General features: G+C 54.0%; 19 protein-coding genes. 17 read left to right on the top strand and 2 right to left on the bottom strand.

Annotated elements, in window-relative coordinates; translation table 11 throughout:
* Positions 1-124 precede the first annotated feature (124 nt).
* Positions 125-2,779, bottom strand: coding sequence for a bifunctional uridylyltransferase/uridylyl-removing protein GlnD (gene glnD, locus HX773_RS04890; RefSeq protein WP_176970652.1), 2,655 nt, complete (start codon positions 2,777-2,779; stop codon positions 125-127).
* 70 nt (positions 2,780-2,849) lie between these two features.
* Positions 2,850-3,644, bottom strand: a complete 795-nt coding sequence (gene map / locus HX773_RS04885; RefSeq protein ID WP_176970651.1) for a type I methionyl aminopeptidase — start codon at positions 3,642-3,644, stop codon at positions 2,850-2,852.
* Positions 3,645-3,962: 318 nt separating this feature from the next.
* Here map and rpsB point away from each other — a divergent pair, with 318 nt between their 5' ends.
* The 17 genes from rpsB to accA all read left to right on the top strand — a co-directional run bounded on the left by rpsB (position 3,963) and on the right by accA (position 23,559).
* A complete protein-coding gene (gene rpsB / locus HX773_RS04880) occupies positions 3,963-4,682 on the top strand; it encodes a 30S ribosomal protein S2 (RefSeq protein ID WP_007893898.1) in 720 nt (239 codons plus the stop codon).
* Between the two features lie 182 nt (positions 4,683-4,864).
* Entirely contained in the window at positions 4,865-5,716 is an 852-nt protein-coding gene (gene tsf, locus HX773_RS04875; protein ID WP_176970650.1) for a translation elongation factor Ts, read from the top strand.
* A gap of 154 nt (positions 5,717-5,870) precedes the next feature.
* Positions 5,871-6,596, top strand: coding sequence for a UMP kinase (gene pyrH / locus HX773_RS04870; protein ID WP_007893903.1), 726 nt, complete (start codon positions 5,871-5,873; stop codon positions 6,594-6,596).
* Positions 6,597-6,738: 142 nt separating this feature from the next.
* On the top strand, positions 6,739-7,296 hold the full coding sequence (frr, locus tag HX773_RS04865) for a ribosome recycling factor (RefSeq protein ID WP_036649587.1): 558 nt from the start codon (positions 6,739-6,741) through the stop codon (positions 7,294-7,296).
* Positions 7,297-7,415: 119 nt separating this feature from the next.
* Positions 7,416-8,618 carry a 1-deoxy-D-xylulose-5-phosphate reductoisomerase gene (ispC, locus tag HX773_RS04860; protein ID WP_176970649.1) on the top strand — a complete coding sequence of 401 codons (1,203 nt, stop codon included), beginning with the start codon at positions 7,416-7,418 and terminating at the stop codon, positions 8,616-8,618.
* A gap of 166 nt (positions 8,619-8,784) precedes the next feature.
* The gene (gene ispU / locus HX773_RS04855; protein ID WP_007893909.1) at positions 8,785-9,537 is read left to right on the top strand and encodes a (2E,6E)-farnesyl-diphosphate-specific ditrans,polycis-undecaprenyl-diphosphate synthase; all 753 of its coding nucleotides are present in this window, start codon (positions 8,785-8,787) and stop codon (positions 9,535-9,537) included.
* A gap of 18 nt (positions 9,538-9,555) precedes the next feature.
* Positions 9,556-10,413 carry a phosphatidate cytidylyltransferase gene (gene cdsA, locus HX773_RS04850; RefSeq protein WP_176970648.1) on the top strand — a complete coding sequence of 286 codons (858 nt, stop codon included), beginning with the start codon at positions 9,556-9,558 and terminating at the stop codon, positions 10,411-10,413.
* Positions 10,414-10,425: 12 nt separating this feature from the next.
* The gene (gene rseP, locus HX773_RS04845) at positions 10,426-11,775 is read left to right on the top strand and encodes a sigma E protease regulator RseP (protein ID WP_101762045.1); all 1,350 of its coding nucleotides are present in this window, start codon (positions 10,426-10,428) and stop codon (positions 11,773-11,775) included.
* Between the two features lie 51 nt (positions 11,776-11,826).
* Positions 11,827-14,238 (top strand): outer membrane protein assembly factor BamA, encoded by a 2,412-nt coding sequence (gene bamA, locus HX773_RS04840; RefSeq protein ID WP_176970794.1) that lies wholly within the window; start codon positions 11,827-11,829, stop codon positions 14,236-14,238.
* A gap of 95 nt (positions 14,239-14,333) precedes the next feature.
* Entirely contained in the window at positions 14,334-14,834 is a 501-nt protein-coding gene (locus HX773_RS04835) for an OmpH family outer membrane protein (protein ID WP_176970647.1), read from the top strand.
* A gap of 3 nt (positions 14,835-14,837) precedes the next feature.
* A complete protein-coding gene (gene lpxD / locus HX773_RS04830; protein WP_110867574.1) occupies positions 14,838-15,863 on the top strand; it encodes a UDP-3-O-(3-hydroxymyristoyl)glucosamine N-acyltransferase in 1,026 nt (341 codons plus the stop codon).
* A 191-nt stretch (positions 15,864-16,054) separates the two neighbouring features.
* Complete coding sequence (fabZ, locus tag HX773_RS04825) at positions 16,055-16,510, top strand: 3-hydroxyacyl-ACP dehydratase FabZ (RefSeq protein ID WP_176970646.1); 456 nt, start codon at positions 16,055-16,057, stop codon at positions 16,508-16,510.
* Between the two features lie 3 nt (positions 16,511-16,513).
* Complete coding sequence (gene lpxA, locus HX773_RS04820; RefSeq protein ID WP_176970645.1) at positions 16,514-17,302, top strand: acyl-ACP--UDP-N-acetylglucosamine O-acyltransferase; 789 nt, start codon at positions 16,514-16,516, stop codon at positions 17,300-17,302.
* 3 nt (positions 17,303-17,305) lie between these two features.
* On the top strand, positions 17,306-18,454 hold the full coding sequence (lpxB, locus tag HX773_RS04815) for a lipid-A-disaccharide synthase (protein ID WP_176970644.1): 1,149 nt from the start codon (positions 17,306-17,308) through the stop codon (positions 18,452-18,454).
* Positions 18,447-19,073, top strand: a complete 627-nt coding sequence (gene rnhB, locus HX773_RS04810; RefSeq protein ID WP_176970643.1) for a ribonuclease HII — start codon at positions 18,447-18,449, stop codon at positions 19,071-19,073. The genes lpxB and rnhB overlap by 8 nt, the downstream gene beginning before the upstream one ends.
* Positions 19,074-19,104: 31 nt before the next feature.
* A complete protein-coding gene (gene dnaE / locus HX773_RS04805) occupies positions 19,105-22,587 on the top strand; it encodes a DNA polymerase III subunit alpha (protein ID WP_176970642.1) in 3,483 nt (1,160 codons plus the stop codon).
* 12 nt (positions 22,588-22,599) lie between these two features.
* Positions 22,600-23,559, top strand: coding sequence for an acetyl-CoA carboxylase carboxyl transferase subunit alpha (gene accA / locus HX773_RS04800; RefSeq protein ID WP_176970641.1), 960 nt, complete (start codon positions 22,600-22,602; stop codon positions 23,557-23,559).
* Positions 23,560-23,652: the final 93 nt, after the last annotated feature.

The raw sequence follows: 23,652 nt of genomic DNA, 5'->3' as shown, positions 1-23,652 counted from the left end.
AAGAGGTGAGGCCAGCGGCCGAATAACGCGGCGACGCAGCGAGAGCCTGGGAGCATACATCAGTATGTGACCAGGTCGAGCGAGGAAAGCCAACGCCCCTGCGGTTTGAATGATGACGGGTAGATCATTGTTTATCGTTTGGATTAAGGGCCTCTGTCAACCTCTGTTGCAACACATTGCGCATTTCCACCCCAAGCGCACGTCGCTCGCTATCGGCGAGGATGAAAAGATCCTCAACCCGTTCACCAATCGTACTGATGCGTGCGCCGTGTAGCGACACGCCCAAATCGGCGAACACTTCCCCCACGCGCGCCAGCAAGCCGGGTTGATCGAGCGCGACCAATTCCAGATAACTGCGGCGATCGGTGTGTGTCGGCAGGAAATTGACTTCGGTATCGACACTGAAATGCTTGAGGCGCGCAGACTGGCGGCGCGTACGCGGCGGCACCCATTCGTTTTGCGTGATGGCTTGTTCCAGCGCCTGAATGATCAGCGGATGGCGATCGGCGGCCAGCGGGCTGCCATCTGGCTCCAGCACAATAAAGGTGTCCATCGCCATGCCATCGCGGCTGGTAAAGATCTGCGCATCATGGACGCTGAGATTGCGGCGATCCAGTTCGCCGGCCACCGCCGCAAACAGGTGCGGACGATCCGGGCTCCAGATAAAGATCTCGGTACCCCCGCGCGTGGCCTGCGGGCTGACCAACACCAGCGGTTTGTTGAGATCGTGATGAATTAAGTGGCGCGCATGCCATGCAAGCTGATTTGGGGTGTGGCGCAGGAAATAGTCGGCGCGGCAGCGGCTCCAGATATGGTGCAAACGCTCTTCGTCGAGATTTTCCATACGCAGCAGCGCCAGCGCTTGCAGACGGTGATGGCGCACGCGCTCGCGCAGATCCGGGCTGTTTTCCATGCCGCGACGCAGCTGTTTTTCGGTCGCGAAGAACAGCTCGCGCAACAAACTCTGCTTCCAGCTGTTCCACAAGCTTTCATTGGTGGCGCAGATATCGGAAACCGTCAGGCACGCCAGATAGCGCAAGCGGTTTTCGTTCTGCATCACTTCGGCGAACTGCTGAATCACGGTGGGATCCTGAATATCGCGGCGCTGCGCGGTGACTGACATCAATAAATGATGGCGTACCAGCCAGGCAACCAGCTGGGTTTCGCGGGAGTTCAGGCCGTGTAATTCGGCGAAGTCGAGCGCATCCTGCGCGCCGAGAATGGAGTGATCGCCGTTGCGACCTTTGGCGATATCGTGCAGCAGCGCGGCCATCAGCAACAGTTCCGGCTGCGGCAGGCGCGGCCAGAGCTCAACGCACAACGGATGCATCGGGCGCGTGGCTTCGTCGGCAAAACTCTCCAGCTTCTGCAGCACGCGAATGGTGTGCTCATCCACCGTGTAAGCGTGGAACAGATCGAACTGCATCTGACCGACGATGTTGCCCCACAGCGGCGTATAAGCCCACAACACGCTGTGACGGTGCATCGGCACCAGCGCGCGCTTTACCGCGCCAGGATGACGCAGAATTGCCATAAAGGTTTCACGCGCTTCAGGAATCTGACACAGCGGCTGTTTCAGGTGGCGGCGCGCATAGCGCAGCTGCCGCAGCGTGGTGGAGTAAATACCTTTGATGTTTTCGTTACGCACCATCACGTAAAACATTCGCAGAATGGCTTGCGGCTCACGCTCAAACAGCGTGAGATCGCGCAGGTCGATGAGGTCTCCGCGAATCTGGAAATCGTCATCGATGTTGCGCGGCTTTTCAGTGGTCGAAAGCGCCAGAATCGCTTCATCGAACAGCTGCAGCAGCATCTGATTGAGTTCGCCGATGCGGCGCGTGACGCGGTAGAAGTCCTTCATCATGCGCTCAACCGGCTCGTTGACTTCGCCCAGATAGTTGAGGCGTTGAGCGACAGTCAGCTGGCGATCAAACAGCAGACGATTGTCATAGCGCGGCAGCGTTAAGTGCAGCGCAAAGCGAATGCGCCACAAAAATTCCTGACACTCATTGATTTCATTGCGTTCCGCTTCGGTGATAAAGCCGAAACCGACCATCTCATCCATGGTGGTGGCGCCAAAGTGACGGCGCGCCACCCATTGCAGCGTGTGAATGTCGCGCAGGCCGCCGGGGCTACTTTTGATATCCGGTTCAAGGTTGTAGCTGGTGCCGTGATAGCGCTGGTGGCGCTCCTGCTGCTCTTCAATTTTGGCAGCGAAGAAGCGCGACGACGGCCAGAAGCCATCGCTGAAGATGTTCTTTTGCAGTTCGAGAAACAGCGCCACATCGCCGGTAAGCATGCGCGATTCGATCAGATTGGTGGCGACCGTAAGATCGGATAAACCTTCCAGCAGGCACTCTTCCAGCGTACGGACGCTGTGGCCGACTTCCAGCTTCAAATCCCACATCAGCGTTAGCAACTCGCTGGTGCGCTGCGCGGCCGCGTCGTCCAGCGGCTGGCGGCTGAGGATCAGCACGTCAATATCGGAGAGCGGATGCAGTTCGCCGCGACCATAGCCGCCAACGGCAACCAGCGCGATCTCCTTCATCTGGTCGAAACCAAAGAAGCGCCACAGACGACGCAATAAGCGGTCGATAAACAGCGTGCGCGCATCAATCAGGGATTCGATATCGGTACCCGCATCAAATGCGATGCCCAGATGCTGCTGGAATTGCTCAAGATACTGCTTGAGCTTGTCGCGCGTCAGGGCGTCATCGGGCCAGCTGGCGGGGGAATCGGTCAGGCCTTTGTGTACTGCTTCGGTCACGCTACCACTCATCAACATGCCTCTTCATTACGCACATAAAAAAGGCCAGCTATAAGCCGGCCTGGTACTGTTAGCGAGATGATTACGCGACGTTTGCGAGCACCGCTGGAATGGTGTCGTCTTCACGCAGCGTCAGAATCTCACAGCCGTTTTCTGTCACCACAATAGTATGCTCATACTGCGCGGACAAGCTGCGATCTTTGGTTTTCACGGTCCAGCCATCCTTCATGGTGCGGATGCGGTAATCACCGGCATTGACCATCGGTTCGATGGTGAAGGTCATGCCCGCTTGCAACACCACGCCGCTGTCATCCGCGTCATAATGCAGTACCTGCGGCTCTTCGTGGAAGCCTTTGCCGATGCCGTGACCGCAATATTCGCGCACCACCGAAAAATCCTGTGCTTCGACATATTGCTGAATCGCGCGGCCCAGCTCACGCAGACGAATACCCGGCTTCACCAGACGCAGGGCGATATAGAGACTTTCCTGAGTAACGCGACACAGGCGTTCGCCCTGAATGGTCGCTTTACCAACGATGAACATTTTTGAGGTATCGCCGTGATACTCATCTTTGATCACCGTGACATCGACGTTAACCACGTCGCCATCTTTCAGCACGCGATCGTCGCTCGGAATACCGTGACATACCACTTCATTCACCGAAATACACACCGATTTCGGGAAGCCGTGATAGCCGAGGCAGGCGGAAATCGCCTGCTGCTTTTGGGTGATGTGTTCGTGGCAGAGACGATCCAGTTCACCGGTGGTGACGCCAGGCACCACGTGCGGTGCAATCATCTCCAGCACTTCAGCGGCAAGACGGCCCGCGACGCGCATTTTTTCGATTTCTTCAGGGGTTTTAATTGAAATAGCCATTAAATTAATCCGCAATCGTCGAAATTTTCGACAATAATGAGTTCTGTGGCAGTCATGTTAGCAGCCAGCAAAAGGGCTGCCAAATGGCGATTGTCTGCGCCTGTGGCGCTCAACTACTATTGGCGTATTCCTGCGCATTGTGGTATAAAGCGCGCCGACGATTCTCTGTCACCGACGTTTGGCTGACAGGAAACGCATAAAACTCATTATGTGTACTAAAACACACATGTATCGACACATACGCCGGGGTGCCTTGAAAGAGGTCGGTCGTATGGGATACATGGAGGCCCAACCCCAAATCAAACTTTAGAGGTAATCATGGCAACTGTTTCAATGCGCGACATGCTCAAGGCTGGTGTTCACTTTGGTCACCAGACCCGTTACTGGAACCCGAAAATGAAGCCATTCATCTTCGGCGCACGTAACAAGGTTCACATCATCAACCTCGAGCAGACTGTGCCAATGTTCAACGACGCTCTGGCTGAGTTGAAAAAGATCTCTTCCCGTAAAGGTAAGATCCTGATCGTTGGTACTAAGCGCGCTGCTGCCGAAGCGGTAAAAGAGTCAGCTCTGAGCTGCGACCAGTTCTTCGTAAACCACCGCTGGTTGGGTGGCATGCTGACTAACTGGAAAACCGTTCGTCAGTCAATCAAACGCCTGAAAGATCTTGAGTCTCAGTCTCAGGACGGTACTTTCGACAAACTGACCAAGAAAGAAGCGCTGATGCGCACTCGCGAACTGGCCAAGCTGGAAAACAGCCTGGGCGGTATCAAAGATATGGGCGGTCTGCCGGATGCACTGTTCGTTGTTGACGCTGATCACGAGCACATCGCTATCAAAGAAGCAAACAACCTGGGTATCCCAGTATTTGCTATCGTTGATACCAACTCTGATCCAGACGGCGTTGACTTCGTTATCCCAGGTAACGACGATGCGATCCGTGCTGTAAGCCTGTACTTGACTGCCGTTGCCACTACCGTGCGCGAAGGCCGTTCACAGGATCTGGCTGAGCAGGCTGAAGAAGCTGCTGAAGCTTAATAAGGTTCGCTCTTTCTAAGAGCCCTTAGACATCAGATGTTATCTGTTAAGGGGGCCGTTCAGGCCCCTTTATTTTATCTAAGTCTGTCACGCTCACTGCAGAGCGAGCGGGGCAGAGTAAATTTTCCGCAACAAGTTTCTGACAGTGTGTAAGCACACAGAGACGAATCGAGGATTCTGGAATGGCTGATATTACCGCTGCATTGGTAAAAGAACTGCGTGAGCGTACTGGCGCAGGCATGATGGATTGCAAAAAAGCGCTGACCGAAGCGAACGGCGACATCGAGCTGGCGATTGAGAACATGCGCAAATCTGGCGCAATCAAAGCCGCTAAGAAAGCAGGCAACGTTGCTGCTGATGGCGTGATCAAAACCAAAATCGCTGACGGCTTCGCGGCGATCCTGGAAGTAAACTGCCAGACCGACTTCGTTGCTAAAGATGGCGGTTTCCAGGCGTTTGCTGAAAAGGTTCTGGATGCAGCTGTCGCTGGCAAAGTTACCGATGTGGAAGTTCTGAAAGCGCAGTTCGAAGAAGAACGCGTAGCGCTGGTTGCGAAAATCGGTGAGAACATCAACATCCGTCGTGTTGCTATCCTGGAAGGCGCTGAGCTGAACAGCTATCAGCATGGCGCACGTATCGGTGTGGTTGTTTCTACCACCGGTGCTGACGAAGAACTGAGCAAGCAAGTTGCTATGCACATCGCTGCAAGCAAGCCAGAATTCGTTAAGCCAGAAGACGTGTCTGCAGAAGTGGTTGAGAAAGAGTACCAGGTTCAGCTGGACATCGCCATGCAGTCTGGCAAGCCAAAAGAAATCGCAGAGAAAATGGTTGAAGGCCGCATGAAGAAATTCACCGGCGAAGTTTCTCTGACCGGTCAGGCTTTCGTTATCGACCCAAGCAAAACCGTTGGCCAGGCGTTGAAAGAGAAAAACGCTGACGTCATCAACTTCATCCGCTTTGAAGTGGGCGAAGGCATTGAGAAAGTTGAAGCTGACTTCGCAGCAGAAGTTGCTGCAATGTCCAAACAGTCTTAATGGTCCGAAAGAACCGCCACAAGGCGGTTCTTTTTTGTCTGCGATTTAGTGCAGCACTTTCAGTCTCATCCCAATAGCTTTTCTCGTGGGCTTTGCGGATGATCGACCAGATTTTACTTCTCCTTTTCATCATATCTTCCAGGAAGAACTGACCATGGCGACCAACGCAAAACCTGTATATCAACGTATCCTGCTAAAACTGAGTGGCGAAGCACTGCAAGGTGCCGAAGGTTTTGGCATCGACGCGAGCGTGCTTGACCGCATGGCGCAAGAGGTTAAAGAGCTGGTTGAATTGGGCATCCAGGTGGGTGTGGTTATTGGTGGCGGTAACCTGTTCCGCGGCGCAGGTCTGGCCCAGGCGGGCATGAACCGTGTGGTCGGCGACCATATGGGCATGCTGGCAACAGTAATGAATGGCCTGGCAATGCGTGACGCGCTGCACCGTGCGTATGTCAATGCGCGCTTGATGTCAGCGATTCCGCTGAACGGCGTGTGTGATAACTACAGCTGGGCAGAAGCGATCAGCCTGCTGCGCAATAACCGCGTCGTGATCTTTGCGGCCGGTACCGGCAACCCGTTCTTTACCACTGACTCTGCAGCCTGCCTGCGCGGCATCGAAATCGAAGCCGACGTGGTACTGAAAGCCACCAAAGTAGACGGCGTCTACTCTGAAGATCCGGTGAAAAACCCGGATGCCACGCTGTATGACCAACTGAGCTATGCAGAAGTGTTGGATAAAGAGCTTAAAGTGATGGATCTCGCCGCCTTTACGCTGGCGCGTGACCACAAACTGCCTATCCGCGTCTTCAACATGAACAAGCCTGGCGCATTGCGTCGCGTCGTGATGGGTGAAAAAGAAGGCACCCTGATTACGCATTAATACCCGACGCACGTTAAAATAAGGTATATTCTTTTGCCGCGATGCTCCGTCATCGCGCAGCAATTAGGATGATCGATGTTTATCGATACCGCTTCCGGTTAGCCCGGAAATGGCCAGGTCAACCGAATTCAAGGGTTTCAACGTGATTAACGACATTAAAAAAGATGCAGACACGCGCATGGAAAAATGTGTGGATGCATTCAAGAACAACATCAGCAAAATCCGCACCGGTCGTGCTTCGCCTTCACTGCTCGACGGCATTGTGGTTCCTTATTACGGTACACCTACGCCGCTGCGTCAGCTGGCTAGCGTGACGGTAGAGGATTCACGTACGTTGAAAATCAACGTATTTGATCGCTCGCTGAGCGCTGCCGTTGAGAAAGCGATTATGACGTCTGATTTGGGTCTGAACCCAAGCTCAGCCGGTAGCGATATTCGTGTGCCGCTGCCAGCGCTGACCGAAGAGCGTCGTAAAGATCTGATCAAGATCGTGCGTGGTGAAGCTGAGCAGGGCCGTGTTTCTGTGCGTAACGTCCGCCGTGACGCCAACGACAAAATCAAAGCGCTGCTGAAAGACAAAGAGATCAGCGAAGACGACGAACGTCGTACGCAGGACGAGATCCAGAAAATGACCGATGCGCACATCAAGAGTGTTGATGCGGCATTGGCCGATAAAGAAAAGGAACTGATGGACTTCTAATTTCATCAAGTGCTTTTCAAAACGCCGTTCAGAGACGAGACGTGTTCGACTCTGGCGGCGTTTTACATTGTGTCCGGCGCTGTTGCGGACACCCTCCACGACTTCACAGGGATAGCATGATGAAGCGATTAACTCTGCTGGGATCGACCGGCTCCATTGGTACCAGCACGCTGGCGGTGATTGCCGCAAATCCTGAACTTTATCAGGTGACCGCGCTGGTGGCCGGCCAGAATGTGGCGTTGATGGCTGAGCAATGCCTGCAATTCCAACCGCGCTATGCTGCGATGTCCGACGAGACTTCCGCACAAGCGCTGCGTGAGCGACTGAAAGCACTCAACGTTAATACCGAAGTGCTCTCCGGCGTTCAGGCAGCCTGCGAATTGGCCGCGCTCGATGACGTGGATCAGGTAATGGCGGCGATTGTTGGCGCCTCAGGTTTACAGCCCACCATGGCAGCAATTCGCGCCGGTAAAACCGTGCTGCTGGCCAACAAAGAGTCGCTTGTCACATGCGGCCGTCTGTTTATGGAGGCGGTACGCCAACATCAGGTGCAATTGCTGCCGGTCGATAGCGAGCACAACGCCATTTTTCAGAGTTTACCCGCTTCCATACAGCATCAGTTGGGGTACGCTGATCTGCGGGGAAACGGCATCGAGTCGATTCTCCTTACGGGATCGGGTGGTCCTTTTCGTGACACGCCATTAGCGGATTTAGCCGGTATGTCGCCGGATCAGGCTTGTGCGCATCCGAACTGGTCAATGGGGCGTAAAATCTCCGTTGATTCGGCCACCATGATGAATAAAGGTCTTGAATACATTGAAGCCCGCTGGCTGTTTAATGCGACTGACGCGCAGATGGAGGTGATCCTGCATCCGCAATCGGTTATCCATTCGATGGTGCGTTATTGCGACGGCAGCGTGCTGGCGCAACTGGGCTCTCCGGATATGCGGACGCCTATCGCGCACAGCATGGCATGGCCAGCACGTATCTCTGCGGGCGTAACGCCGCTCGACTTCACGCGCATGAAGTCGTTGACGTTTGCCGAGCCGGACTACGAGCGCTATCCCTGCCTGAAGCTTGCGATTGATGCCTGTGCCACAGGTCAGGCCGCTACGACGTCGCTGAATGCAGCGAATGAAGTGGCGGTGGCAGCTTTTCTGCAGCACCAGATTCGCTTTACCGATATCGCCGCCATCAACAGCGAAGTGCTGGCGTCCCTGAGTTGTCAGGAGCCGGGCAGCATTGACGAGGTGATGGAGATCGATCGGTTAGCGCGCGTGCGTGCCAATGAATTGTTACCGCGCTTTCGTTTAGCAGGTTGATAGTTCCCGCTATTTGTTCGCTCTGGGTGAAAATGGTATAGTCGCTCGCTCGCGTTTCACAGCCCGACATTGTTTCGATGTCATCTGGCGTGTTTGCCGGAGTTTGCTGCAGGCGCAATGTATTCAGAAACCACAGCATTTCTGATGAAAGGAATTATTACGCGTTATGTCGTCCAACAATCACAACACAATCGATGACGAGTCGTACTGCACGCCACGTCACGTGGCCATCATTATGGATGGTAATGGTCGCTGGGCAAAAAATCAGGGCAAACTGCGTATTTCAGGCCACAAAGCCGGGGTAAAATCAGTACGCCGGGCTGTCAGCTTTGCGGTCAGCCATAAACTGGAAGCGCTCACGCTTTATGCGTTCAGCAGTGAAAACTGGAGCCGTCCGATTCAGGAAGTGACAGCGTTAATGGAGTTGTTTGTCTGGGCGCTCGACAGCGAAGTCAAAAGCCTGCACAAGCACAATGTGCGTCTGCGCATTATTGGTGATATCAGTCGTTTCAATAACCGAATTCAGGAACGCATTCGCCGCGCCGAGGAACTGACTCAGCAAAATAATGGACTGACCCTTAACATTGCTGCCAACTATGGCGGCCGTTGGGATATTATCCAGGGTGCCAGAAAATTGGCCGAACAGGTTCAGGAAGGTTTACTGCGTCCTGACCAGATTACCGAAGAAAGCCTGGCTCCGTATCTGTGTATGCAGGAGCTGGCGCCAGTGGATTTAGTGATAAGGACCGGGGGAGAGCATCGGATTAGCAACTTCCTGCTGTGGCAAATCGCCTATGCTGAGTTTTGGTTTACCGATGTTCTTTGGCCTGATTTTGATGAAAACGTTTTTGAAGGTGCACTGAATGCATTCTCTACGCGGGAGCGACGCTATGGCGGTACTGCACCAGGCGGCGCCTAAGCAATTTGGGGGTAACCTTTGCTGAAGTCTCGTCTGATTACCGCGTTAATTTTGATTCCGCTGGTGATCGCTGCACTGTTCTGGTTACCCCTGTCCGGTTTTGCGATCATCACTATCATCATCTGCATGCTTGCCGCCTGGGAATGGGGGCAGTTTGCCGGCATGAAAACGCGTCAGCAACGTATCTGGCTGGCCGTGCTATGCGGTCTGTTGCTGTCCGCGATGCTCTTTACCCTTGAACCCTATCAACGCAATCTGCACCAATTCCAGATGGAAGGCTCGCTCTGGGCATCGCTGGTGTGGTGGATTGTCGCGCTCATCTTAGTGCTGTTCTATCCCGCTTCTGCTGCATTGTGGCGTCATTCGCGTACGCTGCGCCTGCTGTTTGGCGTGCTCACCTTGATTCCGTTCTTCTGGGGCATGATGGCGCTGCGTCAGTATCATTACGATACCGATCATTTCGCCGGAGCATGGTGGCTGCTGTTCGTGATGTTCCTTGTCTGGGGCGCAGATTCCGGTGCTTACATGTTTGGTCGTCTGTTTGGCAAACACAAGCTGGCACCGAAAGTCTCTCCGGGTAAAACCTGGGAAGGTTTCTTCGGTGGCCTGTTGTCATCTGCCATCATTGCCTGGCTGTTTGCCCTGCTGGCACCGCTTTCGGTGGCGCCGGGCACGCTGATTATCTGTGCGGTGATTGCAACGCTGGCATCGGTATTGGGCGACCTGACAGAAAGTATGTTCAAGCGTGAAGCGGGCATTAAAGACAGCGGTAACTTGATTCCGGGGCACGGTGGTATTCTCGATCGTATTGATAGCCTGACTGCTGCGGTGCCGGTGTTTGCCTGCCTGCTGCTGTTGGTGTTCCGCACCCTCTGAGGATAGCCGACGATGTTGAGTATACTCTGGAGTTTTGCCGCCTTTATCGTGGCGCTTGGCGTGCTGATTACCGTGCACGAGTTTGGCCATTTCTGGGTGGCGCGCCGCTGCGGTGTCAAAGTCGAACGTTTCTCGATTGGCTTTGGTAAAGCGCTGTGGCGTCGCAGCGATCGTCAGGGCACCGAATATGTCATCGCGCTGATCCCTCTCGGCGGCTACGTCAAAATGCTCGACGAACGCGTTGAGAGCGTTCCCGCCGAGCTGCGTCATCAAGCCTTCAACAACAAAACCGTGCTGCAGCGTGCTTCAATCATCGCAGCCGGTCCTATCGCCAACTTCATCTTCGCCATCTTTGCTTACTGGGTCGTGTTTATTCACGGCGTGCCGGGTGTACGCCCCGTAGTTGGTGAAATTCTGAACGGTTCCGTCGCTGCCGAAGCGCAAATTACCTCCGGCATGGAACTTAAAGCGGTAGATGGTATCGAAACGCCTGATTGGGATGCTGTGCGTATGGCGCTGATCGGTAAAATCGGCGACAGCGATGCCACGCTTACCGTCTCGCAATTTGGCGAAGAAGCCACGCAGCAAAAGCAATTAAATTTGCGCGATTGGCAATTTGAGCCTGATAAACAGGATCCGGTGGTCGCTTTAGGTATTCGTCCACGTGGGCCGCAGATTGAAACGACCTTAGCTGAAGTTCAGGCAAACTCACCGGCAAGCAATGCTGGTTTGCAAGCGGGCGATAGGATCGTTAAAGTCGATGGTCAGCCATTGTCACAGTGGCAGGCTTTTGCGGCACAGGTGCGGGATAATCCGGGCAAAAACATGGCGCTAGATATCGAGCGCAACGGCGAACCTGTGGCGTTGACGTTAACGCCGGAAGCGAAACCGGGCAATGAAGCGGAAGGCTTCGCGGGTGTCATCCCACGTGTGATTCCGCTGCCTGATGAGTACAAAACGGTAAGGCAGTATGGACCTTTTGCGGCGATCGGCGAAGCCAGTGTAAAAACCTGGCAGTTGATGAAGCTAACAGTCTCCATGCTGGGCAAGTTGATAATCGGGGATGTGAAGCTGAATAACCTGAGCGGGCCGATTTCGATCGCGCAGGGTGCCGGGTTATCAGCAGAGTACGGGGTGATTTATTACCTGATGTTCCTGGCGCTGATCAGCGTCAACCTGGGCATCATTAACCTGTTCCCTCTGCCGGTTTTAGATGGTGGTCATCTGCTCTTTCTGGCGATCGAAAAGATCAAAGGTGGACCGGTGTCCGAGCGAGTTCAGGACTTTAGTTATCGCATTGGCTCAATCTTGCTAGTGCTGTTAATGGGGCTTGCACTTTTCAATGATTTCTCTCGTCTGTAATAGCTGGAACGCATACAGGCGCGGGATGTGTTAGGAAAACGCATAACAACGATGGCGATGAAAAAGTTGCTCATAGCGTCGCTGCTGTTTAGCAGCGCCACCGTTTACGGTGCAGACGATTTCGTAGTGAAGGACATTCATTTCGAAGGTCTCCAGCGAGTCGCCGTCGGCGCGGCTCTGCTCAGCATGCCGGTACGTGTCGGTGATACGGTGAATGACGATGACGTCAGAAACACCATTCGCTCACTGTTCGCCACCGGTAACTTTGAAGATGTGCAGGTTCTGCGTGACGGTACAACCCTGATTGTTCAGGTGAAAGAGCGTCCAACCATTGCCAACATCACTTTCTCCGGCAACAAAGCGGTGAAAGAAGATCAGCTGAAACAGAACCTCGAAGCGTCTGGCGTACGCGTTGGCGAAGCGCTGGACCGCACCACGCTCTCTTCAATCGAGAAGGGCCTGGAAGACTTCTACTACAGCGTCGGTAAATACACCGCCAGCGTCAAAGCGATTGCTACGCCGCTGCCGCGCAACCGTGTGGATCTGAAATTCGTCTTCCAGGAAGGCGTTTCAGCGCAGATCCAGCAGATCAACATCGTCGGTAATAAAGCATTTAGCTCTGACGAACTGATCTCGCGCTTCTCACTGCGTGACGAAGTGCCATGGTGGAACGTGGTGGGCGATCGTAAATACCAGAAACAGAAGTTAGCGGGCGATCTCGAAACCCTGCGCAGCTTCTATCTGGATCGCGGTTATGCGCGTTTCAACATCGATTCCACGCAGGTGAGCCTGACGCCAGATAAGAAAGGCATCTACATCACCGTGAACATCAACGAAGGCGATCAGTACAAGATTGCCGGCGTGATCGTGAACGGCAGCATGGCGGGCCATTCTGCTGAAATCGAAAAGATGACCAGAATTCCAGCGGGTGAGCTGTATAACGGCACCAAAGTCACCCAGATGGAAGATGACATCAAGAAATTGCTGGGTCGCTACGGTTACGCCTATCCGCGCGTAATGACGCAGCCAGAAATCAACGATGCTGACAAAACCGTCAAGCTGCATATCAACGTGGATGCGGGCAACCGTTACTACGTTCGTAAAGTGCGCTTTGAAGGTAACGACACTTCAAAAGATTCAGTACTGCGCCGTGAAATGCGTCAGATGGAAGGTGCCTGGTTGGGCAGCGACCTCGTCGATCAGGGTAAAGAGCGTCTGAATCGTACCGGTTACTTCGAAACCGTGGATGTGGATACGCAACGTGTTCCGGGTGCACCGGATCAGGTTGATGTGGTCTACAAGGTGAAAGAGCGAAATACCGGTACCTTCAACTTTGGTGTCGGTTACGGTACTGAAAGTGGCGTCAGCTTCCAGGTGGGCGTAACCCAGGAAAACTGGCTCGGCACCGGTAACACCGTTGGCATCAGCGGTACCAAAAACGATTACCAAACCTATGCTGAGTTCTCACTGACCGACCCGTACTTCACGGTCGATGGTGTGAGCCTTGGCGGTCGTTTGTTCTATAACGACTTTAAAGCCGATAACGCGGATCTGTCTGACTATACCAACAAAAGTTATGGTCTCGACGGTACGCTCGGCTTCCCGGTCAACGAAAATAACACGCTGCGTGTTGGTTTAGGTTACGTGCATAACGACCTGTCCAACATGCGTCCACAGGTTGCGATGTGGCGTTATCTGGATTCGGTCGGTCGCCATCAAGGCTTGAACGATGACGGTGATTTCTCTGCAGATGACTTCACCTTCAACTACGGTTGGACCTATAACACCTTAGACCGTGGCTTCTTCCCAACGCGCGGTAACCGTACCAACCTGAACGGTAAAGTGACGATTCCAGGCTCTGATAACGCGTTCTATAAAGCGACGTTGGATAGCCAGCAATATGTACCGCTGAACCGCGATGGTACGTGGGTGGTGTTAGGCCGTGGCCGTGTAGGATATGGTGACGGACTTAATGGAAAAGAGATGCCGTTCTATGAGAACTTCTACGGCGGTGGTTCGAGCACGGTTCGTGGCTTCCAGTCCAACACCATTGGTCCTAAAGCTGCGTATCTGAACGATGGCTCGTCAACCTGTAATATCTCTGATCCAAACGGCGTCTGTAAGTCGGATGATGCGGTCGGTGGTAACGCCATGGCGATTGCCAGCCTTGAGCTGATCACGCCAACTCCGTTCCTGAGCGAGAAGTATGCGAATTCCGTGCGTACCTCGGTGTTCATGGATGCCGGTACCGTTTGGGATACCAAATGGCAGAACACCGCGGAAACACGCGCGGCGGGTGTGCCAGATTACAGCGATCCTAATAACATTCGTGTCTCTGCCGGTGTGGCACTGCAGTGGATGTCACCGTTAGGACCGCTGGTATTCTCATACGCCCAGCCGATGAAGAAAGTCGAGGGAGACAAGTCAGAGCAATTCCAGTTTAACATTGGTAAAACCTGGTAAGGCTCTGAGCAGGGAAGTGAAAATACCGTCTTGCACGCGTGCTGCCTGATAATGCGGCACGCTGCAAACACACACGTTGAGGTAAGGAGTTTATAGTGAAAAAGTTGTTCTGTGCTGCTGCTCTGGGTGTTGCATTAGCTGCTTCTGCGGGTGCCCAAGCGGCTGATAAAGTTGCCGTCGTGAACCTGAGCCAGGTTTTCCAGCAGTCTCCGCAGCGTGCCGCTGTTGCTAAACAGCTTGAAGGTGAATTCCAGAGCCGCGCCTCTGACCTCCAGTCTCAGCAGCAGAAGATCCAGCAAGAAATTCAGGATCTGCAGCGTAATTCATCGACCATGAAAGCGAGCGACCGCACCAAGAAAGAGAAGCAAATCTCTTCTGAGCGTGCTGCCTTTGAACAAAAAGCACAGGCTTTTGACAAAGACAACCAAACTCGTCAGATGCAGGAGCGTAACAAGCTGCTGGCTAAAATCCAGACCGCTGTTCAGTCTGTAGCGAAAAGCGAAGGTTACGATCTGGTTCTGGACTCTCAGGCCGTGCTGTACTCTTCTTCTGATGCTAAAGACATCACTGCTGACGTTGTAAAACAGGTTAAATAATTGATGTCATCAATTCGACTGGCTGATTTAGCCCAGCAGTTGGATGCAGAATTGCACGGAGATGGCGATATCGTCATCTCCGGCATTGCTTCTATGCAATCCGCCACAACTGGCCAAATCACTTTTCTTGCAAACAGCCGCTACCGCGAGCAGCTCGCTACTATCCAGGCTTCAGCCGTGGTGCTGACGGAAGCGGATCTGGAGTGGTGTAAAACGGCCGCCCTGGTGGTGAAAAATCCTTACCTGACTTATGCCCGCATGGCACAACTGCTGGACACAACGCCGCAGCCCGCGCAGAATATTGCGCCCAGCGCGGTGATCGATGCAACGGCTAAGCTGGGTAACAACGTTTCGGTAGGCGCAAATGCGGTGATCGAGTCCGGCGTAGAGCTGGGTGACGACGTCGTTATTGGCGCAGGATGTTTTGTTGGTAAGCAGACGCGTATCGGTCGCGGCTCACGTTTGTGGGCTAACGTCACGATTTATCACGAAATCCAGATTGGTCAGGATTGTCTGATTCAGTCCGGCACCGTCATTGGTGCTGATGGTTTCGGGTATGCTAACGATCGCGGCAATTGGGTGAAAATCCCGCAGCTGGGTACCGTAGTGATAGGTGATCGGGTAGAAATTGGTGCCTGTACCACCATCGATCGCGGCGCGCTGGATAACACTCTGATCGGCAATGGTGTTATCATAGATAACCAGTGTCAGATTGCGCACAACGTCGTGATTGGTGATAACACCGCAGTTGCGGGTGGTGTGATCATGGCGGGTAGTCTGAAGATTGGACGTTACTGTATGATTGGCGGCGCCAGCGTCATTAACGGCCATATGGAAATCTGTGACAAAGTGACCGTAACGGGCATGGGCATGGTAATGCGCCCCATCACAGAGCCAGGCGTGTATTCGTCGGGTATTCCACTGCAACCCAACAAAACCTGGCGTAAAACAGCAGCGCTGGTGATGAACATCGATGAAATAAGCAAACGCTTAAAAGCCATCGAACGTAAGGTCGGCAAAGACGACTAAACGCATCCCACGCTACTCGCTTTCATAACAAGAAGTGTACTTTCTTCCACCTTCGGGTCACCCGAGAATGGCAGCAGGTATCGTAAGAAAGCGAAACGCCCCGAACTAATTTGCGGCCTGCGGAAGATCATTTTGATCGGTGCAGGCCGTGTTATTGTTGCCATCAGATTTTTTAGGACAGGAAGAGTATTTTGACTATTGAAACGCATACTCTGAAAATTGAAGAGATTTTAGAACTGCTGCCACACCGCTATCCTTTCTTGCTGGTTGATCGCGTGCTGGATTTTGAAGAGCATAAATATCTGCGCGCGGTGAAGAACGTTTCTGTTAACGAACCGTTTTTCCAGGGACATTTCCCTGGTAAGCCGATTTTCCCAGGCGTTCTGATCCTGGAAGCGATGGCGCAAGCGACCGGTATTCTGGCGTTCAAAAGCGTTGGGAAACTGGAACCAGGCGAACTCTATTACTTCGCTGGTATCGATGAAGCCCGTTTCAAACGTCCGGTTGTGCCGGGCGATCAGATGATCATGGAAGTGACCTTCGAGAAAACCCGTCGTGGTCTGACGCGCTTTAAAGGCGTGGCGACCGTGGACGGCAAAATTGTCTGTGAAGCGACCATGATGTGTGCCCGTAGCCGGGAGGCATAATAAGTGATTGATTCAACCGCCAATATCCATCCCAGTTCTGTCATTGAAGAGGGTGCCGTGATCGGCGCCAATGTTCACATCGGCCCGTTTTGCTTTATCGGCGCTAATGTGGAAATTGGTGAAGGAACCGTACTCAAATCGCACGTGGTGGTGAACGGCCACACGCGTATCGGCAAAGACAATCAGATCTACCAGTTCGCTTCCATCGGTGAAGTGAATCAGGACCTGAAATATGCGGGCGAACCGACGCGCGTTGAAATTGGCGATCGCAACCGCATCCGCGAGAGCGTCACCATTCATCGTGGCACCACGCAGGGCGGCAATGTGACTAAGGTCGGCAGCGATAACCTGCTGATGGTGAATGCTCACATTGCGCATGACTGCGTGATCGGCAATCGCTGCATCTTTGCCAACAACGCCACGCTGGGCGGTCACGTCACCGTTGATGATTTTGCGATTATCGGCGGCATGACGGCGGTACATCAGTGGTGCATCATTGGTGCTCACGTGATGGTTGGCGGTTGTTCAGGCGTCGCGCAGGATGTGCCGCCTTATGTCATTGCGCAGGGCAACCACGCAACACCATATGGTATTAACATCGAAGGTCTGAAGCGTCGCGGCTTTAGCAAAGAAGCGCTGCATGCCATTCGCAACGCGTACAAACTGCTGTACCGCAGCGGCAAGACGCTGGATGAAGTGAAACCAGAGATTGAAGAGCTGGCGAAACAACACAGCGAAGTGCAGCCTTTCTATGACTTCTTTGCCCGTTCAACGCGTGGATTGATTCGTTAATCCATGTCAGCGCGTCCCCTAACGATTGCCCTGGTCGCCGGAGAAACCTCCGGCGATATTCTTGGTGCAGGTCTCATCCGTGCGTTAAAAGCGCGCCATCCTGATGCGCGCTTTGTTGGCGTGGCCGGTCCGCTGATGCAGGCCGAAGGCTGCGAAGCCTGGTATGAGATGGAAGAGCTGGCGGTGATGGGCATCGTCGAAGTGCTGGGACGCCTGCGGCGCCTGCTGAAAATTCGTCGTGACCTGACGCAGCGCTTCACCGAACTCAAGCCGGATGTGTTCGTGGGCATTGATGCGCCGGATTTCAACATCACGTTGGAAGGCAACCTCAAGCGCACGGGCATCCGCACCATTCATTACGTCAGCCCTTCGGTTTGGGCGTGGCGTCAAAAACGCGTATTTAAAATCGGTCGCAACACCAATCTGGTGTTGGCGTTTTTGCCGTTTGAAAAAGCGTTTTACGATCGTTATAACGTGCCGTGCCGCTTTATCGGTCACACCATGGCTGATGCGATGCCGCTGCAGCCGGATAAGCTGGCTGCGCGCCGCGACTTGGGCATTGCCGATGAGGCGATTTGCCTTGGCTTGTTACCGGGCAGTCGCGGTGCGGAAGTTGAAATGCTCAGCGCCGATTTCCTGCGCGCCGCGCAGCTGCTGCGTCAGCGCTATCCAACGCTGGAAATCGTGGTGCCGCTGGTGAACACCAAACGGCGTGAGCAGTTTGAGCAGATCAAAGCGCAAGTTGCGCCTGAACTGCCGATGCATTTGCTAGATGGCAAAGGCCGTCAGGCGATGCTGGCCAGCGACGCGGCAATTCTGGCGTCCGGCACCGCCGCGCTGGAGTGTATGCTGGCAAAATGCCCGATGGTGGTCGGTTATCGTATGAAGCCGTTTACTTTCTGGCTCGCAAAACGCCTGGTGAAAACGCCGTACGTTTCCCTGCCAAATTTGCTGGCCGGTCGTGAACTGGTGAAAGAGCTGCTGCAAGACGAATGTCAGCCGGAAGCCTTGGCTGCGGCACTTGAGCCGTTACTGCATGCCGGGCCTGAGCGCGAAGCGTTACTGAATACCTTCACCGAATTGCATCAACAGATTCGCTGGAATGCCGATGAGCAAGCGGCGGATGCGGTACTGGAGATCATCAATGGATGAATTCATTTATCCCAACGCGCAGCTGATTGCGGGCGTTGATGAAGTCGGACGCGGTCCGCTGGTGGGCGCAGTGGTCACGGCAGCCGTGATCCTCGATCCGGCCAACCCGATTATCGGATTGGCCGACTCCAAAAAGTTGTCAGAGAAGCGCCGTTTAGCGCTGTATGACGAGATCAAAGAGAAGGCGCTGGCCTGGAGTTTAGGGCGTGCCGAACCGGAAGAGATTGATCAGCTGAATATTTTGCACGCTACCATGCTGGCGATGCAGCGCGCGGTGGCGGGTTTACCCATCGTGCCGGGTTTCGTGCTGATTGATGGCAACCGTTGCCCGGCATTACCGATGCCTTCGCAGGCGGTGGTGAAAGGGGATAGCCTGGTCAAAGAGATCAGCGCGGCTTCGATCATTGCCAAAGTCACGCGCGATCGTGAAATGGCCGAGCTGGATCTGCTGTTCCCTGAGTATGGTTTTGCGCAGCACAAAGGTTATCCAACCGCGCTGCACATGGAAAAGCTGACGCAGCACGGCGCCACACCTCATCATCGCCGCAGCTTTGCGCCGGTGCGCAACGCCTTGATTGATGCCGACGTGCTGGCAGCACGCCAGCCGACTACGCTTTAATAGCCTGACGCTGTTTTAACCGGAAACTGATATGGCTGAACCTCGTTTTATACATCTGCGCGTCCACAGTGATTACTCCATGGTTGATGGTCTGGCGAAAACCGGACCTTTAATCAAGAAGGCGGCTGCGCTTGGCATGCCGGCGATCGCCATTACCGACTACATCAACCTGTGCGGGCTGGTGCGTTTTTACGGTAGTGCGCACGGCGCGGGGATCAAGCCGATTGTTGGTGCTGACTTCCAGGTTGCCAGCGAATTGATGGGCGATGAGCTGACACAGTTAACTCTGCTGGCGGCCAATAACACCGGTTATCAAAACCTGACCTTGCTGATTTCGCGTGCGTATCAGCGCGGTTACGGCATCGCGGGTCCCATCATCGATCGTGACTGGCTGCTGGAGCTGGGTGAAGGCCTGATTCTGCTGTCGGGCGGACGTCGCGGCGATGTCGGCCGCAGCCTGCTGCGCGGCAATAGCGCAATGGTAGCGCAGTGTTTGAGCTTTTATCAGGAACACTTCCCGAATCGTTATTACCTGGAATTGATGCGCACTGGTCGCGCCGATGAAGAAGCGTATCTGCATGCCGCCGTCGAGCTGGCGGTGGCCGAAGGCGTTCCCGTCGTTGCCACCAACGAAGTGTGCTTCCTGAATGAAGAAGATTTTGATGCGCATGAAATCCGCGTCGCGATTCATGACGGCTATACGCTGGACGATCCCAAGCGTCCGCGCAATTACAGTCCTCAGCAATATATGCGCAGTGAAGAGGAGATGTGCGAGCTGTTCTCGGACATCCCGGAAGCACTGGAAAATAGCGTAGAGATTGCTAAGCGCTGTAACGTGACGGTGCGCCTCGGCGAATATTTCCTGCCGCAGTTCCCCACCGGTGATATGAGCACCGAAGACTTCCTCGTGGCGAAGTCACAGGAAGGTCTTGAAGAGCGTATGGAATTCCTCTTCCCGGATCCGGCGGTGCGCGCTGAAAAACGCGTGGAATATGATGAACGTCTGGAGATTGAACTCACCGTTATCAACCAGATGGGCTTCCCCGGCTACTTCCTGATCGTGATGGAGTTTATCCAGTGGTCGAAGGACAACGGCATTCCCGTCGGTCCAGGCCGTGGTTCGGGTGCCGGTTCTTTGGTGGCGTATGCGCTGAAAATTACCGATATCGATCCGCTGGAGTTTGACCTGCTGTTCGAACGCTTCCTGAACCCGGAACGTGTCTCGATGCCCGACTTCGACGTCGACTTCTGCATGGAGAAGCGCGATCAGGTAATCGACCACGTGGCCGATATGTATGGACGCGATGCGGTATCACAGATCATTACCTTCGGTACCATGGCGGCAAAAGCGGTTATCCGTGATGTGGGCCGCGTACTCGGCCATCCGTACGGTTTTGTTGATCGTATCTCGAAATTGATCCCGCCGGATCCGGGCATGACGCTGGAGAAAGCCTTCCTGGCTGAACCGCAGCTGCCGGAGATCTACGAGGCAGACGAAGAGGTCAAAGCGCTGATCGACATGGCGCGCAAACTGGAAGGTGTCACGCGTAACGCCGGTAAACACGCCGGTGGTGTGGTGATTTCGCCGACCAAAATCACCGATTTTGCGCCGCTGTACTGCGATGAAAATGGGCAATTCCCGGTTACCCAATTTGATAAGAATGACGTGGAATATGCCGGGCTGGTGAAGTTTGACTTCCTCGGCCTGCGTACGCTCACCATCATCGACTGGGCGCTGAAGATGATTAACCCGCGCCGTGAAAAGCAGGGTTTGCCACCGATTGATATCGCCGCCATCCCGCTGGAAGACAAAAAAAGTTTCGACATGCTGCAACGCTCGGAAACCACGGCGGTGTTCCAGCTTGAATCGCGCGGTATGAAAGATCTGATCAAACGTCTGAAGCCTGACTGCTTCGAAGATATGATCGCACTGGTGGCGCTGTTCCGTCCGGGACCGCTGCAATCGGGCATGGTCGATAACTTTATTGACCGTAAGCACGGCCGCGAAGAGATTTCGTATCCGGATATTCAGTGGCAGCACGAAACCCTGAAACCGGTGCTGGAGCCAACCTACGGCATCATTCTGTATCAGGAACAGGTGATGCAGATTGCGCAGGTGCTGTCCGGCTATACGCTGGGCGGCGCAGATATGTTGCGTCGTGCGATGGGTAAAAAGAAACCCGAAGAGATGGCGAAGCAGCGTTCGGTGTTCCAGGACGGTGCGGAGAAGATGGGCGTCGACGGTGAACTGTCGATGAAAATCTTCGATCTGGTAGAGAAGTTCGCCGGTTATGGCTTTAACAAGTCGCACTCCGCCGCTTACGCGCTGGTTTCCTATCAAACGTTGTGGCTGAAAGCGCACTATCCGGCTGAGTTCATGGCAGCGGTAATGACTGCCGATATGGACAACACCGAAAAGGTGGTTGGGCTGGTGGACGAATGCTGGCGCATGGGCCTCAAAGTGCTGCCACCGGACATTAACTCCGGTTTATATCCGTTCCATGTGAATGATGAAGGCGAGATCGTTTACGGCATCGGCGCGATCAAAGGCGTGGGTGAAGGCCCGATCGAAGCGATCATTGATGCGCGTAACGAAGGCGGTTATTTCAAAGAGCTGTTTGATCTCTGCGCGCGTACCGACACCAAAAAGATCAACCGTCGCGTGATGGAAAAATTGATCATGTCGGGTGCGTTCGATCGCCTCGGTCCACATCGTGCAGCGTTAATGAGTGCGCTCGGCGATGCGCTGAAAGCCGCCGATCAACACGCCAAAGCCGAAGCCATCGGCCAGGCGGATATGTTTGGCGTGCTGGCGGAAGAGCCGGAGCAGGTGGAGAAATCCTATGCCAGCATCACGCCATGGCCGGAACAAATTCAACTGGATGGCGAACGTGAGACTTTGGGTCTCTATCTCACAGGCCATCCGATTAATCAGTATTTGAAAGAAATTGAGCGTTACGTCGGCGGCATGCGCCTGAAAGACATGCATCCGACAGATCGTGGTAAAGTAACCGTCGCGGCGGGGCTGGTGATTGCCGCCCGCGTGATGGTCACCAAGCGCGGCAACCGAATTGGTATTTGTACGATTGACGATCGTTCTGGTCGTCTTGAAGTGATGTTATTTACCGATGCGTTAGATAAATACCAGCAGTTGCTGGAGAAGGACCGTATCCTGATCGTCAGTGGACAGGTCAGCTTTGATGACTTTAGCGGTGGCCTTAAAATGACCGCTCGAGAAGTGATGGACATCGACGAAGCGCGGGAAAAATACGCGCGCGGACTTGCTATCTCGCTGACGGACAGGCAAATTGATGACCAGCTTTTAAACCGTCTCCGCCAGTCTCTGGAGCCTCATCGCTCCGGGACCATTCCGGTGCATCTCTACTATCAGAGAGCCGATGCGCGGGCGAAGCTACGCTTTGGTGCAGCGTGGCGAATTTCGCCCAGCGATCGTTTACTCAACGATTTGCGGTCGTTAGTAGGATCGGAACAGGTGGAACTGGAGTTTGACTAAAACAGGAACATTATGAGTCTTAATTACCTGGATTTTGAACAGCCAATCGCAGAGCTTGAAGCGAAAATCGACTCGTTAAAATCGATTGGCCGTTCGGATGAGAAACACGATATTAATTTGGATGAAGAAGTGCAGCGTCTGCGTGAAAAAAGCGTTGAGCTGACCCGTAAAATCTTCTCCGATTTGGGTGCATGGCAAGTGGCGCAACTCGCGCGTCATCCGCTGCGCCCTTATACACTGGACTATATCCGCAACGCGTTTGATGATTTCGACGAACTGGCCGGCGATCGTGCTTATGCCGATGATAAAGCGATTGTCGGCGGTATTGCCCGTCTCGACGGTCGTCCAGTGATGATCATTGGTCATCAGAAAGGTCGCGAAACCAAAGAGAAAATCCGTCGTAACTTCGGTATGCCGGCACCAGAAGGCTATCGCAAAGCGCTGCGTCTGATGGAAATGGCTGAACGCTTTAAGATGCCGCTGATCACCTTCATCGATACACCGGGAGCTTATCCGGGCGTGGGTGCAGAAGAGCGCGGCCAGTCTGAAGCGATCGCACGCAACCTGCGTGAAATGTCTGGCCTGAAAATTCCGGTGATTTGTACCGTAATTGGCGAAGGCGGTTCCGGTGGTGCGCTGGCAATCGGCGTGGGCGATAAAGTGAACATGCTGCAGTACAGCACCTATTCGGTGATTTCACCGGAAGGTTGTGCGTCAATCCTGTGGAAAAGCGCTGACAAAGCACCGCTGGCTGCGGAAGCGATGGGTATCACGGCTGAGCGTCTGAAAGAGCTGAAGCTGATCGATTCCATTATTCCTGAGCCGCTGGGCGGCGCGCATCGTCATCCAATTGATATCGCTGCCAGCCTGAAGCAGCAGCTGTTAGCGGATCTGGCCGATCTCGATGTGCTGAGCACCGAAGAGTTGCTCAACCGTCGCTATCAGCGCCTGATGAACTACGGCTACGCTTGATACATCAGAGCTAAGCAAGAAGCGGACCTCGGTCCGCTTTTTTTATGTCGAACGAACACCATTCTGATCAGCCATCCGTAGGGCTGATGAATC

It is taken from the genome of Pantoea sp. B9002 (genome assembly GCF_013385945.1).
Classification (GTDB): Bacteria; Pseudomonadota; Gammaproteobacteria; order Enterobacterales; family Enterobacteriaceae; genus Pantoea.
This window is presented reverse-complemented; position numbering and strand designations above follow the sequence as displayed.

Excerpts from the sequence above, each read along its gene's own strand:
- glnD (WP_176970652.1), bottom strand. The coding sequence starts at position 2,779 with ATGAGTGGTAGCGTGACCGAAGCAGTACACAAAGGCCTGACCGATTCC.
- map (WP_176970651.1), bottom strand. The coding sequence starts at position 3,644 with ATGGCTATTTCAATTAAAACCCCTGAAGAAATCGAAAAAATGCGCGTC.
- rpsB (WP_007893898.1), top strand. The coding sequence starts at position 3,963 with ATGGCAACTGTTTCAATGCGCGACATGCTCAAGGCTGGTGTTCACTTT.
- tsf (WP_176970650.1), top strand. The coding sequence starts at position 4,865 with ATGGCTGATATTACCGCTGCATTGGTAAAAGAACTGCGTGAGCGTACT.
- pyrH (WP_007893903.1), top strand. The coding sequence starts at position 5,871 with ATGGCGACCAACGCAAAACCTGTATATCAACGTATCCTGCTAAAACTG.
- ispC (WP_176970649.1), top strand. The coding sequence starts at position 7,416 with ATGAAGCGATTAACTCTGCTGGGATCGACCGGCTCCATTGGTACCAGC.
- ispU (WP_007893909.1), top strand. The coding sequence starts at position 8,785 with ATGTCGTCCAACAATCACAACACAATCGATGACGAGTCGTACTGCACG.
- rseP (WP_101762045.1), top strand. The coding sequence starts at position 10,426 with ATGTTGAGTATACTCTGGAGTTTTGCCGCCTTTATCGTGGCGCTTGGC.
- bamA (WP_176970794.1), top strand. The coding sequence starts at position 11,827 with ATGGCGATGAAAAAGTTGCTCATAGCGTCGCTGCTGTTTAGCAGCGCC.
- lpxD (WP_110867574.1), top strand. The coding sequence starts at position 14,838 with ATGTCATCAATTCGACTGGCTGATTTAGCCCAGCAGTTGGATGCAGAA.
- lpxB (WP_176970644.1), top strand. The coding sequence starts at position 17,306 with ATGTCAGCGCGTCCCCTAACGATTGCCCTGGTCGCCGGAGAAACCTCC.
- rnhB (WP_176970643.1), top strand. The coding sequence starts at position 18,447 with ATGGATGAATTCATTTATCCCAACGCGCAGCTGATTGCGGGCGTTGAT.
- dnaE (WP_176970642.1), top strand. The coding sequence starts at position 19,105 with ATGGCTGAACCTCGTTTTATACATCTGCGCGTCCACAGTGATTACTCC.
- accA (WP_176970641.1), top strand. The coding sequence starts at position 22,600 with ATGAGTCTTAATTACCTGGATTTTGAACAGCCAATCGCAGAGCTTGAA.